Below are 15002 nucleotides of genomic sequence, written 5' to 3'. Positions count from 1 at the left end.
AACGGCCACCTTTAAACAGGCTGCAGTTCGCGGCTCGGTTCGGCTGTGGTCTTTGGGGGATCGGGTGGCAAGGTGGCGAGCTGCTCTTCTATCTCGCGCCGCACGATTGCGCGGTATTCGAGGAAGTGTTCGTTGTGAGCCAGGATCGATATGAAGCCAGTGAAACGCTTCGGGTTATGGCGGTACATGCCGTAGAGCGCTTTCCAGAAACGCACCCTGGTGTTGCGCTTGAGGCCTTGGCGCCACAAAATTATTCCCAATGCGCGCAGGTCAACCCAGCTGGTCGGCTTGGGCGGACGACTGCCAGGAACAACCAATGCCTTCCATTGCTGCGGTGGCAGTTTTAGGAAGTAGGAATAAACGCGATCAATGAAAGCGTTAGGCTCATAAAGGGCGCCGAAAGCATCTACATACTCATTGGCGATGTCGCGAATCGGCCGGGTGGGCTCGAAATTAAGCAGGTTGGTTTGGTTAACCCCTTTTGCTGCTGCCTTGCCTTCGATCAAGCGACCTTCTCTCTCGAGGCGATGCCAAAGAGCTGTATTTGGAAGGGCCTGAAGCATTCCCATCATGGCGTGGGGAATGCCAGTGCGGGTCACAAACTCGACGATCCTGCCGCCCGCGCCCTCTTTCTCGCCGTCGAATCCGATGATGAAACCAGCCATCACCCGCAACCCGTAGGAGGTGATTTTGTCGACAGAATCCACTAGGGAGCTGCGGGTATTTTGTAATTTACCGGCAGTTTCCAGGCTTGATTCGTCCGGGGTCTCGATGCCGAGGAAGACGCTCTCAAAGCGGCATTCCACCATCATTTGCATGAGGTCATCGTCCGCCGCCAGATCCACTGAGGCTTCGGTGGCGAAGCTGAAGGGGAAGCCGTGCTCAATCTGCCATTGGCGCAAAAGCGGCAACAGCAATTTGACATTGCGCTTATTGCCGATGAAGTTGTCATCTACCAAGAACACTGAGCGGCGCCAGCCCAAGTCGTAGAGGCACTGCAGCTCGGCAACTAGCTGTTCAGGGTTCTTGGTACGAGGTTTGCGTCCATACAGCACGATGATGTCGCAGAACTCACATTGGAAGGGGCAGCCTCGGGAGAACTGCACCGACATCTCTGAGTAGGCGTCTAGCTCTAGTAGGTCAAAGCGAGGAATCGGCGTTCCGGTTACATCTGGCTTGACGCCGTCAGAGCTGAACCGGCCATGGCTGTCACCTCGCTCAATGGCTTCGATGAACATTGGCAGGGTGATTTCACCCTCGTCGAGGATCTTGAAATCCGCGAGGTCGAGCTCGGGCGCATCTGGGGTGGAACTGGCAAAAGGACCTCCCACGGCGACGGGGATACCTCGCTGCTTGGCCTTGCCGATCTGAGTGGCCATATCGGCCTTCTGCACGATCATTCCGGAGATCACCACCAGTTCGGCCCAGTCCCACTCGGCTTCGCTGACCTCGCGCACGTTGCGGTCAACCAGCTTCATTTCCCATGACTGGGGCAGCAGGGCTGCAACTGTGACCAGTCCCAAGGGCGGCAAAAGCACCTTGCGATCGATCAACTCGAGGATTTTTTCGTAGCTCCAGAAGGTTTTCGGGAACTCTGGGTAAACGAAGAGAGTGCGCATGCAAACAGCCGAACTGGGTTGATGACCGGGGAAAACCAGGGCGCTTTTTCTGCGCTGCTATGCGGTGTTAGTGACCGAAAGCTTAGGAGGTCTGCGGAAGTGCTGAAGGCAGCGTGCTTTCTGCTGTAATGGCCTCACCTTCAATGATGGCCTGCCATGGCTGCCGCGATTTACCTGGGTTTGTTTGGTGGTGGGCTTGCCGTTGCCATTGCCGCATCGATCGTGCTACGCGGCATCAAACTGATCTGAGCTTCAGTCTCAGGCTCCTGCGGCTGATCAGCTCCTGCAGGCCCAAGGCGCAGCCCGCAGCCCCCAGCACTGCAAATGTGCCCTGTAGCCCGAGCGTCAGGCTCATGGCAGCTGCCAATAGGCCGCTGAGTCCGCCCCCACCTAAGAAGGCGATCTGGCCTAACCCGGCCATGCGCCCGCGGATGGCCATTGAAGAACCCACCTGGCTGATCAAATTGACCCCTGCCAGCAGGCTGGCGGTGCCAGCACCGAGGGCGAAGGTGGCCGCCATACCTATTCCCACCGTTTTTGGGCTGCTGTAAGCGGCCATGACCAGTTGGGCTGTTGCGGTGATCAGGGTGCAGCTACCCAGCAGCAGGCCGGGCCGCTGGCTCAACCAGCGACTGTGACGCTGCAGAACCAGGCCGCCGCTGATGCTGCCTGCTGCCAACACACTGGTGAATAGGCCAAGGGCCTGGGGGGAGGGGCCCAGCAAATCCCGGGCCATCAAGGGGGCAAGGCCGGGGTGGAAGAAGCCAAGTAAACAAGCCAGAGCCGTGTAGATCAGCACGTGCCGCAGCACCGGACCACTGCCGCGCCAGGCGGCTCTGAGCCCACTGCTGGCTCCAGCCACGCTGCGCTGCTCCAGCCCCCTATTGGGGTGGAGCAGCCACAGCACTGAGGCGATGGGGATCAAGTAAGTGGCGGCATCGATCGCCAGGGCCGTGCCCGCGCCGGTCCAGGCCAGTAGCCAGCCCCCTAGGGGAGGACCCACCAGCTTGCCCACGTTGAACACCACCGAAAAGCTTGTGAGGTATGGAGCCAGTTGCTGGGGACCCTCCACCAGTAGGGCGCAATATTTGTTGCGGGCAGTGAGTTCGTAGGCACTGGCGATGCCTACTAGAAGGGTGCTCAATAGCAACAGGATTACCTGCAGATCACCCTTGCTCAGGGGTATCGCAATGGCTCCGAGCATGCCTGCTGCGAAAAGTCCCCATTGGGAGCGGATCAGCACGGCTTCGCAGCCCAGTTTGTCGGTCGCAACCCCTGCTGGCCCACTTACCAGCAGGGCAGGTAGGGCGAGCACCGCGAAATGGAGGGCCAGCACCAACGCATTGCCGCTGCCATCCATCAGGATCCAGCCCTTAGCCGTGAGGCCCGCGAAGGATCCAGCTGTGCTCAGTCCTGAGGCAACCAGAAAGGTGGTGCGTTGATGCGTCCGCCAGCTCAAGCGCCTAGGCGGCGGCTGTCAACGGCCTCAGCCACCATTGCCTTGGCGCCCACCACCTCGCCGATCAGGTCATAGGTGTCGGCAGCAATGATCCGCACCGGCACCATGGTGCCGGGTGCTGCGCAAAGTCCGCCCTCGCCTGGATGCACCCGCACTTCGCCATCCACCTCGGGGGCGAAGCGGGCGCAGCGGCCGAGCATCTCACCGCTGCTGGGGTTCTCCTGCTCGATCAGCACATCCACGATCCGGCCCACCCAAGCGGCGTTGCGGGCGGTGGCGATCGGCTGCTGTAGGGCCATCAGGCGATCCTTGCGCTCTGCTGCCACCCCGGCGGGCACCTGATCCGGCAGGTCGGCGGCGGGGGTGCCCTCCTCCGGTGAAAAGGTGAACACGCCCACGTGGTCGAACTGCTGCTCGGTCACGAAATCGAGCAGGTGCTGGAAGTGCTCTTCGGTCTCGCCAGGAAAGCCCACGATGAAGGTGGTGCGCAGCACCGACTCGGGCAGCTGTTCGCGGATCCGCCGCAGCACGCCACCGGTTACCTCCGCTTGCCAGGGGCGGTTCATTGCCCGCAGCACCTCGGGGTGGCTGTGTTGCAGAGGCAGATCCAAATAGGGCAGCACGTTGGGCACCTCGCGGTAGGCCGTGATTACTGCCTCGGTGAGGCCGGTGGGGTAAGCGTAGTGAACGCGGATCCAGGGGATTTCCACCTCCCCCAGGGCCCGCAGCAGCTCCGCCAGCTGGGGCTTACCGGCCAGATCGAGGCCGTAATTGGTGGTGATTTGGCTGATCAACACCAACTCCTTCACCCCCTGAGCCGCTAGCTGCTTCGCTTCAGCCACGATGCTTTCGATCGGCCGGGAGCGCTGATTGCCGCGCAGGTGGGGAATGATGCAGAAAGCACAGCGGTAGTCACAGCCCTCGGCCACCTTCAGGTAAGCCACGGCTTCGCTGGTGGTGCGGTAGCGGGGCAGGTGCTCGTCGCCCACGAAAGTGGGGTTGGCGCTCACCTGATTGACCCGCTCGCCGGCCTCCACCCGCTCCAGCACGCTGACGATGTGTTGGTAGTCGCCGGTGCCCACGATCGCCTTGGCTTCGGGGAGGCTTTCGAGCAGCTCTTCCTGGAAGTGCTGGGCTAGGCAGCCCGCGATTATCAGTTCTTTTCCCTGTTCGGCTAGCTCCACCAGGGTGCGCACCGACTCCTCTCGTGCTTCCTGGATGAAGCTGCAGGTGTTCACAACCACCAAAGTGGCGTCGCTTTCATCTGCACTGACGCCGTAGCCGGCCTCGGCTAGCAGACCCAGCATGTGCTCGGTGTCCACGCGGTTTTTTTCGCAGCCCAAGTGGGCAAATGCCACGGTGGGCTTGGTTGCAGGAGCGTGGGTTTCCTGGGTCACGGTTTTACCAGGGCAGAGATTCACCCTACGTTGCACTCTGACGGCACCCTGAAACCCTGGTTTGCGCCTGCCACAATCAGGCCAGCCTGGGCTACGACCCGTGACCTCAACCCGCCTCAGCCAGCGCCTTAGCTCCAGCCGGCGCCGTAGTGATCCGGCCCGCCGCTGGGCTCGGGTGGCCATGGCTGTATTGGCCACCATCGGCGCCATCGATACCGGCGCCATCACCCTGAAGCGTTGGGGTCTGCTGGGTCCGCTGAGTTGCCCTGGCGGAGCAGAGGGCTGCGACAAGGTGCTGAACAGCGCCTGGGGCAGCGTCTTTGGCCAGCCCCTGTCTTTGTTTGGCTGGCTGGCCTACGGGGCGGTGTTGCTCCTAGCTGTGCTGCCGCTGGTGCTGCGCGGCGATTCGAGAGCGGCCCTTGCCCAGCGCAGTTGGTGGGCCCTATTGCTGCTGAGCACGGGCATGGCTGTTTTCAGCCTGTTGTTGATGGGGTTGATGGTTCTGAAGATTCAGGCCTTCTGTTTCTTCTGCGTGCTCTCAGCGACTCTCAGCCTGAGCTTGTTAGTGATCAGCCTCGTGGGTGGTGAGTGGGAAGACCGCGGCCAGCTGGTGTTCCGGGCCGTGATCGTGGCCTTATTGGTAGGCATGGTGGGCCTGGGTTGGGCGGCTTCTGTGGATCGCCCCGCCGCGGTGCGGGGGGCTGGGGTCCCTCCCTTAGTTGTGGCCACCAGTAGTCCAGAAGCAATTGCCCTGGCCGAGCATCTGAGTAGCACCGGCGCGGTGATGTACACGGCCTATTGGTGCCCGCATTGCCATGAGCAGAAGGAGCTGTTCGGCAAGGAAGCCAGCGCCAAGTTGGGCCTGGTTGAGTGCGCTGCCGATGGCCAAAACAGCCAGAAGCCACTGTGCGACACCAAGGCAATTGAGGGCTTCCCCACCTGGGAGATCAACGGCAAGCTCGATTCTGGGGTTAAGTCCCTAGCTGATCTCGCCCGGCTATCCGGTTACGCCGGCCCAGTGCCCTGAACAGCGGCGGTGCTTGGGGATCGGTGCCGCTGTTGATCGGTGTGGCGCTGCCAAAAGGGCTGGGCATAGGGCGAATCGGTGCGGTGGTGTCCCCCCCGGCTCTCGTTGCGGAACAGGGCCGCTTCGATTAGCAGCTCGGTCAGCACCAGCCGTTGCTGCAGTTCCTGCAGCCGCCGCAGTGCGGGCAACGCCTCTGGCTCGAATTGGATGCTCTGGCCAGGCTCCACGACTTGTAGCTGCCGCCAGGCTTGGCTGGCTTCTAGCTGCCGGCGCTGGCCACGCAGTTTCACTAGGGCAGGACCCAGGGAGTGGCCATTGCGCTCTACACCCGCCACCTGCCAGCAAAGATCCCGCAGGGCGCTGATCTGGGCCTCCAGGCTCTCTTTGGGGGGCAAGGGCAGCTGGGTTGTGGTGGCTAGCTCCCCTGGGTCGGCCGCAGTTGGCCTGGCCGGCGCCAGCTCGATTGTGCGTAGCTGGCGGGCAAACACCAGGCACTCCATCAGGGAGTTGCTGGCTAGCCGGTTGGCCCCGTGCACGCCCGTGCAGGCCACTTCGCCTACGGCGTACAGGCCAGGCACGCTGGTGGCGGCTTGTAGATCGGTCCAAATGCCGCCCATCCAGTAGTGGGCGGCCGGGGCCACGGGGATCGGCTCCCGGGTGGGTTCCAGCCCGAGTTCACGGCAACGCCCCAGGATCGTGGGGAACTGGCGCTCCAGGTGCGGCAGTCCCACGGGCCGCAGGTCCAGCCACAGATGGTCTACGTCTAGGGCCTGCATCCGTCTAGCCAGGGCGCGACTCACCGCATCCCTTGGGGCGAGATCTGCCCCCGGCAGCTGGGCCACCGGGCTGGCTCCCGACTCTTCCATTAGGCGGGCGCCTTCGCCGCGCACCGCCTCCGAGATCAGGAAGTGGGGTGCACCCGGCAGCATGAGGGCTGTGGGATGAAACTGCACAAACTCCAGATCGCGCACTTTTGCGCCGGCTTGCCAGGCCATCACTACCCCGTCGCCGCTCGCCAGGCTGGGGTTGGTGGTGTGGGCGAAAAGGTGGCCTCCACCACCAGTTGCTAGCACCACCGCCCTGGCGGCAAGCCAGTGGAGGCGGTTCTCCTCGAGCACGGCCAGGCCCACACAGCGGCCCTGCTCCAACCAGAGTTGCCAGGCCACAACGCCCTTGCGCTGTTCGAGCCGGGGCCGGAGCAGAACCTCCCGTTCCAGGGCTTCCACCAGGGCGCCGCCGGTGCGGTCCTGGGCATGCAGCACCCTCCGGTGGCTGTGGGCGGCTTCCAGGGTTGTGCTCAGATTTTCGCCGTCGCGGTCGAAGGCCATGCCCAGCTCCAGCAGGCGCCCTACGCAGGCTGGAGCGTCATGCACTAGACGCTCCACGGCCGCCAGATCGCACAGTCCAGCCCCTGCCACCAGGGTGTCGTCGATGTGGCTCTGGAAGCTGTCGTTGGGTCTTGTTACTGCGGCAATACCTCCCTGGGCCCAGCGGCTGGCGGATCGTGGCGTGCTGCTGGGATCAATGTCCTTGCTCAGCAACAGCACCCGCAGATGGCTGGGCAGCTCCAGGCAGGCCATGAGCCCGGCTGCTCCACTGCCAACTACCACCACATCCCAGGACTGCTCTGCCATGGCGGCTGAAGACTTCCGACAAAGGTCGGCACTAAAAAAGCCGCCGGAAGGCCCCGACGGCTTTCAAGAGGATTGAATTTTAAGCCTCAGCGGTACTGGCCATCGTTGATGCGGTCGTCGCCTTCGTTGAGGGCGATGACTGCATCAGTGACGGTGAAGTTGTCCTTGTACTTGTTGAACAGTTCCTTTTGGCGATCGGTCAGATCGAGGTTGAGCACATCGTCAACGCTGGCGTAGGGGCCTCCCAGGACGATTTTGCCGGCCAGGGTCGGATACATGCCGGGGTAATCCTGGAAGCGGCGCACAGAACAGTTGTTTAGATCCACCTTGCCGGCTCGCTCGGCGATTTTGTCGTCGGCTTGGTTGCGACGATCGGCTGCATAAGCCGGGGGTGGAATCAGCAACGTGATCAAGAGGCCGGCCAGCACAACCCCACTAATCAGCCAGGCAACCAGCCGTTTCATCACGACACTCCGTTGAACTACGGGAAGGGAGGCGACATGGGTCACCGGGATTCCAATGTTACAGAGCCATGCCGGAAGCTTTACCTGTAACCCGCGAGGATTTGCAGTTCTTCAGATCAGGCCGCTGAGGCTCGGTGCCCCAAGAGAGGCCAGCAGGAAGAGGGTATCTACCGCCAAGGTTGTGGCCAAGGCAGCGCTTGTTATGCGTCCCACCTCGCCCAAACCCCAGAGCCAGCGGCAGGCTTGAACCAGCAGCGCCGCGCAGAGCACAACCAAAACCAGTCTTTGGGGGGCGAGCACTTGCTGGGCGGCAGCTTGCAGGAGCAGGGGTGCCTCGGTGCTGCCCGCATTGAGGATCAGGGGCCAAGAGGGCATCAGCCCGGTTCCGGCTATGGCCGCATCAGTGGCTGCCGTACCAAGCAGGGACCCTAAGTAGAACCCGCAGGCAACTTTCCAGCGGCTCTGCAGTCCAGTCAGAGCTAGTGGCAGGGCAAAGGCCTCAATGGGAAGGTGCCACACCGGATGGAGCCGGCACCAGCCCCAAAACAGGCTGCCTGCCAACCAGCTGCCGCAGAAACCAACTAGCAACTCCCCGGCTCGACTGGCTCGGGGGTTGGGGTGCCGACTCAAGGCCAGCGCCAGGCCAAGGAGGGGCACAGTGAACAGAGCCGCACTGAAAGGTGCAAGCCGCACCCATGGGGCCTGGAGGAAGACTGGCAGGGTGACCAAAACCCCGCTGATCAGGCTCAGCCCAGGGTTGCGGCACGCCTGCAGCAACGCACGCAGCGAAGGAACGGCCGGAAGGCCTGCCGGGGCTATTGCGCTGGGAGAGGCCCCGACCACCAAAATTGTGAAGAAAGATGCGCAACCTTAAGGGTTCAAGCGGGGAGGCGCGCCATAAGGTCGCTGCAGCTCGTGTTGCCCGCGATGTTGTCCGCTGCCATGCCGAACCTGCCTATTGCGGTGATCGGCTTCTGGGAAGCCTGCTTTCGATCCCTGGTGTTGGGGATTTTGCAGGGGCTAACGGAGTTCTTGCCGATCAGCAGCACCGCCCACCTCAAGGTGGTGCCGGTGTTGCTCGGCTGGGGCGATCCAGGGGTAGCGGTCACGGCGGTGATACAGCTGGGCAGCATCGCGGCGGTGTTGGCTTATTTCCGCTCAGACCTGGCTGAAGTGATCAGGGGCGTGGGCCGGGCCTGCCGTCACGGTCAGTGGGGCGACCCCTCCGCTCGCATGGGTGTCGCCATTGCCTTAGGCACTCTGCCGATTGTTTTTGCCGGTTTGGCTTTGAAACTTTGGGTGCCCGATTACGACAACTCGCCGCTGCGCAGCATGGCCTCGATTGCGGTCGTGTCGATTGTGATGGCCCTGTTGCTGGCTCTGGCTGAGCTGGTGGGTAGTCGTCGCCGCGAGCTGGTTGATGTCCAGCCCCGTGATGGTTTCTGGGTCGGTCTGGCTCAGGCCCTGGCTCTGGTGCCAGGCGTTTCCCGTTCGGGGAGCACCCTCACTGCCGCTTTGTTTGACAGCTGGCAGCGCCCGGCCGCCGCCCGCTTCTCCTTTTTGTTGGGCATTCCGGCAATCACCCTGGCTGGGCTGGTGTCCCTCAAGGAGGCATTCAGTGCTCCAGCTGGTGGTGGCGCCGTGCCTTTGCTTGTGGGAATCGTTGCCGCTGCGGTGGTGTCCTGGTTGGCGATCGCCTGGTTGCTGCGCTTTCTGCAAACGAACAGCACCTGGGTGTTCGTCGCCTATCGCCTGGTCTTCGGGGTAGGCATATTGATTTGGCTTGCCGCCAGGATGGCAGTCTGAATCCTTAGCAGCCCCTGACGCCGTGTGGAATGAGCCCTCTGCGGGGATTGCCCTGGCTGCCCTCGATGGCGGCTCCCCAGGGACGGTGCGCTTACCGGCCCCTGCCGTAGTCGCCTCGGTGGAGCCTGGTTCGATCGCTGAGGAGTTGGGCTTTCAGCCGGGCGACCGCCTGCTCAGCATCAATGGCAAGCGTCCACGGGATCTGATCGATGTTCAGATGTTGGTGGGAGAGGAAGAGCTCACCTTGGAAGTTGAAGATCCTGACGGATCCCTGCATACGGTTGAGTTGGAGAAGGATCTTGACGAGGGCCTGGGCCTGGGATTCACCGAAGCTTTGTTCGATGGCCTCAAGCAGTGCAACAACGCCTGTCCGTTCTGCTTCATCGACCAGCAGCCACCGGGTCGCCGCAGCAGTCTCTACCTCAAAGATGATGATTACCGGCTCAGTTTTCTTTATGGCTCCTACCTAACACTCACCAACCTCACCGCTGCTGATTGGCAGCGGATCGAGGAACAGCGGCTTTCGCCCTTGTTCGTTTCCGTCCATGCCACCGAGCCTGAGCTGCGCAGCCGTTTGCTAGTCAATCCTCGGGCCGCTCTGCTGCTGGATCAGCTTGGCTGGTTCGCCCAGCGGGATTTGCAGATCCACGCCCAGGTGGTGGTGTGCCCTGGTATCAACGATGGCCCGGCCTTACTGCGCACCTTGCAGGATTTGGCCCAATTTGGCGGTGGCGATTGGCCCGCGGTGCTCTCCGTGGCAGTGGTGCCCGTGGGGCTTACCCGTTTTCGTCCCGACGGGGATGACCTCATACCCGTAGATCGCCAGTCAGCCCGCCAGGTAATCGCCTTGGTGGAGCCCTTGCAGCAGGGCTTTCAGCGAGATCTGGGCAGTCGTTTCGTTTGGTTGTCCGATGAGTGGTATCTCATGGCGGGGCTGCCGCTTCCCCCCCGGGCAGATTACGAAGATCTTCCCCAGCAGGAAAACGGCGTGGGCAGCATTCGCGCCTTTATCGAGGCGCTTGAGCTCGCTACTCGGAAGCTGCCCAAGGCCCTGGCCAGGCCGCGGCGGCTGAGCTGGGTGGTGGGCCAGCTGGTGGCCGAAGCCCTCGAGCCCGTGGTGGCCAGGCTAAATGCGGTTGCAGGGCTTGAGTTGATTTTGCATGGCTTGCCAAGCCCTTACTGGGGGCAGGAGCAGGTAGTTACGGGCCTGTTGACCGGTTCTGATCTGCTTACCGGCTTGGCTGGCTTGGATTTGGGCGAGGCCTTGCTGCTGCCAGCGGTGATGCTGCGCCAGGGCGAACCGGTATTCCTCGACGACCTCAGCCTGGCTCAGGTCGAGGCCCAGCTGCCGGTGCCTGTGCAGCTGCTGCAGGGTGCAGACGACCTTGTGGCCTCATGTTTAGCCAAGTTTCCTTTATCTCCTTAAGATGTGAGGGATTAGACTGTTTTTGGCGTGCTCAATCTCACTTCCCGCTTAGCTTTGCTTTGCCTGCTAGGGAGTTCTTTGCTGTCCATTGCAGCCAAAGCTCAGGAGAAGCCGGCGCCTGCAGCTTCCCAGGCGGATTTGACTTTGCCCATGCCTCCACCGCTGGCGCCTGAAGCGCTTCGCGGCGACTCGACTACCAAGCTGCGGGGTTATCGGCCACGCCTAAACCCAACCCTCGTGACTCCAGCAGCCACCAAGCTGGCTCCAGGGCTTGAGAACTTGCCTGCACCAGCTTCCTTGGCCCTGCCGGTAAAGCCCGAGCAGGTGCGCATTACAGAGTTTCGTCCGCTGGGCTTGGTTGAAGTAGAAAACCTTGCCGAGGTTAATAATCCTGATCTAAAGGCAATCGCTAGTCAGGTGGATCAGGCTCAGAGCAATCTTCGAGCCCAGATTGCCCAGTGGTATCCCAATCTCAACCTGGAGGCAAATTCACTGCCATCCTTCACTACTGGACAGGCAAGGTCTGTTGCTAACAATGGCTTAACTACTAACGCCGCCACTGACCGCTGGGACTTTGGTGCTGCGATCACGGCCCAGTGGTCCTTGATTAATCCCCAGCGGGTGCCAACGATCGCAGCGGCACGCGATCAATTTGAGAAGGCCAAGTTCCAATACGTTATTGCTCTACGGGATCTGCGCTTACAGGCAGCATCTTCATATTTTGATCTCCAGCAGTCGGACGACCAAGTCCGTATTGGTCAGGAGTCAGTGCGGGCTTCTATAGTTAGCCTAAGAGATTCCAAGGCTCGATTTCAAGCTGGTGTGGCGACAAAGCTTGAGGTACTTGAAGCTGAAACCCAGCTTTCCCGTGATCAGCAGCTCTTGACCAATTCGCTGGCTGCCCAAGCAATCGCTCGCCGCACGTTGGCAGCGCTTTTGGACCTACCTCAAAACGTAACCCCAACAGCTAAGGATCCGGCAAGAGTGTTTGGGATTTGGCAGCCCTCCCTGCAGGAGAGCATCATTGCTGCTTACACCTTCCGCGAGGAATTAGACCAGGCATTGCTAGATATTTCTATAGCTAATAGTCAGGCAAACGCAGCCTTGGGCGCAGTGCAGCCCTTCTTGAATATTTTTGCTGGATTCTCAGGCAGCATCTTCAATGGTAATGATCCCATAATTGTTGCAGGGCCAGGATCTGAAGGTAGCAATTACGACACCACTCTTGGCGTCAACTTGAGCTGGCGCCTCTTTGATGGCGGAGCTGCTGCAGCACAATCACGCCAAAACAAGCAGCTTGCCCAAGAAAATACTTTTCGCTTCGCCCAGCGCCGAGATGGTATTCGCCAAGAGGTTGAAACAAGTTTCTATGAACTCGAGAAAAATAACCGCAACATTGTGACTACTTCCAGGGAGGTGATTTCTGCTCGTGAATCCCTGCGCCTAGCTCGTCTGCGTTTCCAAGCTGGTGTGACAACCCAGCGAGAGGTGGTGGACAACCAGCGAGATCTCACCCAGGCAGAGGTGCGCTTTTCCAATTCCATCACCGATTACAACAAGCGTCTTGCCGAGCTGCGTCGCCGCACGGGCCTAGATCAAGTGGCTGGTTGCACGCCTCAGTCCTTACCGGCAATCAAGCCTGCCGGCGCTTCAGATGTTCCCGTCGAACCCACGCCCCTGATTCCTGCCTGCCAGGCCGCTGCCCAGGGAGCAGTCTGACGCCGTGGTGGCGTCTTCAGTAGATCCACAGCCTTCACTTGGGCTGCCCAACACCTTCAGATTGGGTTTGTTTCAGGGTTGTTTGGGGTGTTTGGCAGTCATCTTTGCTGGTCTGCTTAACAGGGTCATGCTCAGCGAGCTTGAGTTCCCCGGGTTACTGGTTGGTGGGGCGCTGGCATTTGAACAGTTTGTTGCTCCCTCCAGGGTGTTGTTCGGTCAAATTTCAGATGCCCATCCCTGGGCGGGTCGTCACCGGCTTCCATATATATGGCTGGGTACTGCCCTGTTTTGTGGCTTGGCGGTGCTCTCTGTTCCCCTGATATTTCATGTGGGTCGCTTGCTTGAAGCCGCTTCCCAGCCTGAGCTGGGATTGGGAATCGCGGCGCTTTGCGGCCTGTTTGCTCTATATGGCTTGGCGATTTCCCTCGCTACAACACCCTATCTCGCCCTTGTAATTGATCGCACCAGCGAGGCTGAGCGGCCCCGGGCGGTGGGCCTGATTTGGTGTCTACTCACCGTTGGCATTGTGATCGGGGCAATCTCGATAAATCTGAGCTTGCGCAGTCTTGATGGCATAACCGATCCTGCCCTTTTGGAGCCTGTATTGCTTGGCTTCATGGGCCGGGTAGCCGCAGTGGTGCTTGTGCTCACGGTTGTGGCCACCGTCGGACTTGAACCCAGCAACAAGCAACTTGATTTGGCTGAGGGCGGGCCGCGCCGGGAGGATGCCATCACCCTCGCCCAGGCCTGGGCACTTGTTAGCTCAAGCCGTCAGGTCCTGGTTTTTTTCTCCTTTCTTGTGCTGTTCACCCTGGGGTTGTTTCTACAGGACCCCATCCTCGAGAGCTACGCAGCAGACGTGTTCGGCATGCCGATTGCAGCTACGGCATCCCTGAACGCCATCTGGGGTATGGGAACTTTGACGGGCTTGCTGCTGGCGGGCCTGTGGATCGTGCCCAAGTACGGCAAGTTGGCAACCGCACGCCTGGGTTGCCAGCTGATCTTGGTCAGCCTGGTCTTTTTGGCTCTCGCTGGTTTGGCGCCCCGTGTGCCGGTACTGCAGGTCGTCATGCTCCTGTTTGGCTTGGCGGCGGGCATTGGTACCAACAGCGCCCTAGTGCTGATGCTTGATCTCACCTTGCCAGAGGCTGCGGGCACCTTTGTAGGGGTATGGGGTCTGGCCCAGGCCTTATCAAGGGCCTTAGGGAAAGTGCTCGGTGGTGGACTGCTTGATCTAGCCCGTTCTCTACAGCAGGCCTTCGAGCTTGCCCCGTCTGTTTATCTCCCCTATGCGCTGGTTTTAAGCGTGGAGGTGCTGGTTGCTTTTGGTGCCCTGGTGTTGCTGCGGCGCGTCAACCTGCGCCAATTCAGGGAGGATACGGGTCGCAGCCTCAGCAAGGTGCTGGCCCTAGAGCTCGGATGAACCCAGAACCCCCAGTGCTTTCCCCCCCAGATCTCAATCCAGGCCTGGTTGAGCTGATCGATCTTGTGGCTGAACGGCAGCGTGCCGATTTCGGTCACATGGCTTCCGATCTCAAATCAGACGGCAGCCTGATCACGGCCTGTGACCGCTGGAGTGATGCGACCCTGGTTGAAGGATTGGCTCGCTTGTTTCCCGGTGAAGGGGTGCTGAGCGAGGAAGGCAACAAATCAGTGCCTAAGACATCAGCCTATTGGGTGGTTGATCCCCTGGATGGCACCACGAATTTTGCTGCTGGGATTCCCTACTGGGCCATTTCGATAGCGCGTTTTGAGGCTGGTCGTCCCGTGCTTGCCGTGCTGGACGTACCACCACTGCGGCAGCGGATCGTGGCGATTCGCGGTCAGGGCGCCTGGCGCAATGGTCGTCCCCTGCTGGCTCCTTCCGGGCAGAGCCATCCTGCTGGCTGCGCTTCCTTATGTAGCCGTTCGATAGGAGTGCTGCAAAAGTTGCCCAATCATCGCTTCCCTGGAAAAATCCGTTTACTTGGGGTGGCAAGCCTCAATCTTGTCAGTGTGGCGATGGGGCAAACGATCTCAGCTCTAGAGGCCACGCCCAAGATCTGGGATCTGGCTGCAGCGTGGTTGGTGCTCAGCGAGTTGGACTGCCCGATCCGTTGGCTGGTGCGATCACCGGAGTCGATCGATGCTGGTTCCGATCTGTCAGCAGCTGATTTTCCAGTGCTGGCGGCCGATCGGCCGGAAAACCTGGCCCGCTTCATGCCCTGGGCCGATGCGCTGGTGAGCTAATCCTTGCCAACCGGGCAACAGAGGTGATATGTTTTCGGACTGCGCGCAAGGGGGGAAGCCCCGGAAGCGAGCAGGCAGCAGGCTTACGACGAAGAAGGCGAGAGCCGACGGTGTTGTAAGTTTTCTGAGTCGCTGAGAGGCGACGTTCCGCCGAGAACTCCCGAGAGGGGGAGGAAGCGGAAGCACCTGGACAACTAAAAAGTTTAGGAACTGACGCTTTCA

13 protein-coding genes are annotated in these 15002 nt (G+C 60.8%); 7 read left to right on the top strand and 6 right to left on the bottom strand.

All coding sequences use genetic code 11. The annotated features are described in order from the left end of the window. Positions 1-11: 11 nt before the first annotated feature. Positions 12-1619 carry a B12-binding domain-containing radical SAM protein gene (locus tag KBY75_RS05375; protein WP_254937844.1) on the bottom strand — a complete coding sequence of 536 codons (1608 nt, stop codon included), beginning with the start codon at positions 1617-1619 and terminating at the stop codon, positions 12-14. Positions 1620-1775: 156 nt separating this feature from the next. On the opposite strand from KBY75_RS05375, the gene KBY75_RS05370 reads away from it, so the two are divergent. Further along, a complete protein-coding gene (locus KBY75_RS05370; protein ID WP_106633090.1) occupies positions 1776-1868 on the top strand; it encodes a cytochrome b6-f complex subunit 6 in 93 nt (30 codons plus the stop codon). Here KBY75_RS05370 and KBY75_RS05365 read toward each other — a convergent pair. Continuing rightward, positions 1855-3078: an MFS transporter gene (locus KBY75_RS05365; RefSeq protein ID WP_255023238.1), complete on the bottom strand. Its 1224-nt coding sequence runs from the start codon at positions 3076-3078 to the stop codon at positions 1855-1857. The genes KBY75_RS05370 and KBY75_RS05365 overlap by 14 nt on opposite strands. After that, on the bottom strand, positions 3075-4475 hold the full coding sequence (gene rimO / locus KBY75_RS05360; RefSeq protein ID WP_255023237.1) for a 30S ribosomal protein S12 methylthiotransferase RimO: 1401 nt from the start codon (positions 4473-4475) through the stop codon (positions 3075-3077). Before rimO ends, KBY75_RS05365 begins: the two co-directional genes overlap by 4 nt. Positions 4476-4575: 100 nt before the next feature. Here rimO and KBY75_RS05355 point away from each other — a divergent pair, with 100 nt between their 5' ends. Beyond that, the gene (locus tag KBY75_RS05355) at positions 4576-5502 is read left to right on the top strand and encodes a vitamin K epoxide reductase family protein (protein ID WP_254937847.1); all 927 of its coding nucleotides are present in this window, start codon (positions 4576-4578) and stop codon (positions 5500-5502) included. Here the strand turns inward: KBY75_RS05355 and nadB are convergent. From nadB to KBY75_RS05340, 3 genes are all read right to left on the bottom strand, one after another. After that, a complete protein-coding gene (nadB, locus tag KBY75_RS05350) occupies positions 5481-7136 on the bottom strand; it encodes an L-aspartate oxidase (protein WP_255023236.1) in 1656 nt (551 codons plus the stop codon). The genes KBY75_RS05355 and nadB overlap by 22 nt on opposite strands. A gap of 86 nt (positions 7137-7222) precedes the next feature. After that, positions 7223-7600, bottom strand: coding sequence for a photosystem II complex extrinsic protein PsbU (gene psbU, locus KBY75_RS05345; protein ID WP_254937849.1), 378 nt, complete (start codon positions 7598-7600; stop codon positions 7223-7225). A gap of 111 nt (positions 7601-7711) precedes the next feature. Beyond that, a complete protein-coding gene (locus KBY75_RS05340; protein ID WP_255023235.1) occupies positions 7712-8329 on the bottom strand; it encodes a DUF3120 domain-containing protein in 618 nt (205 codons plus the stop codon). A 213-nt stretch (positions 8330-8542) separates the two neighbouring features. Here KBY75_RS05340 and KBY75_RS05335 point away from each other — a divergent pair, with 213 nt between their 5' ends. The 5 genes from KBY75_RS05335 to KBY75_RS05315 all read left to right on the top strand — a co-directional run bounded on the left by KBY75_RS05335 (position 8543) and on the right by KBY75_RS05315 (position 14780). Beyond that, positions 8543-9406, top strand: a complete 864-nt coding sequence (locus KBY75_RS05335) for an undecaprenyl-diphosphate phosphatase (protein ID WP_254937851.1) — start codon at positions 8543-8545, stop codon at positions 9404-9406. A gap of 22 nt (positions 9407-9428) precedes the next feature. After that, a complete protein-coding gene (locus tag KBY75_RS05330; protein WP_255023234.1) occupies positions 9429-10832 on the top strand; it encodes a TIGR03279 family radical SAM protein in 1404 nt (467 codons plus the stop codon). A 150-nt stretch (positions 10833-10982) separates the two neighbouring features. Then, positions 10983-12551 carry a TolC family protein gene (locus KBY75_RS05325; protein ID WP_255023233.1) on the top strand — a complete coding sequence of 523 codons (1569 nt, stop codon included), beginning with the start codon at positions 10983-10985 and terminating at the stop codon, positions 12549-12551. 127 nt (positions 12552-12678) lie between these two features. After that, positions 12679-13974, top strand: coding sequence for a BCD family MFS transporter (locus KBY75_RS05320; protein WP_255023232.1), 1296 nt, complete (start codon positions 12679-12681; stop codon positions 13972-13974). After that, positions 13971-14780 (top strand): inositol monophosphatase family protein, encoded by an 810-nt coding sequence (locus KBY75_RS05315; RefSeq protein WP_255023231.1) that lies wholly within the window; start codon positions 13971-13973, stop codon positions 14778-14780. The genes KBY75_RS05320 and KBY75_RS05315 overlap by 4 nt, the downstream gene beginning before the upstream one ends. Positions 14781-15002: the final 222 nt, after the last annotated feature.

This window comes from Cyanobium sp. T1G-Tous (assembly GCF_024345455.1).
In the GTDB taxonomy this organism is placed as follows: Bacteria; Cyanobacteriota; Cyanobacteriia; order PCC-6307; family Cyanobiaceae; genus Cyanobium_A.
The sequence above is the reverse complement of the archived record's forward strand: the minus strand, read 5'-3'. Positions and strand labels throughout refer to the sequence as shown.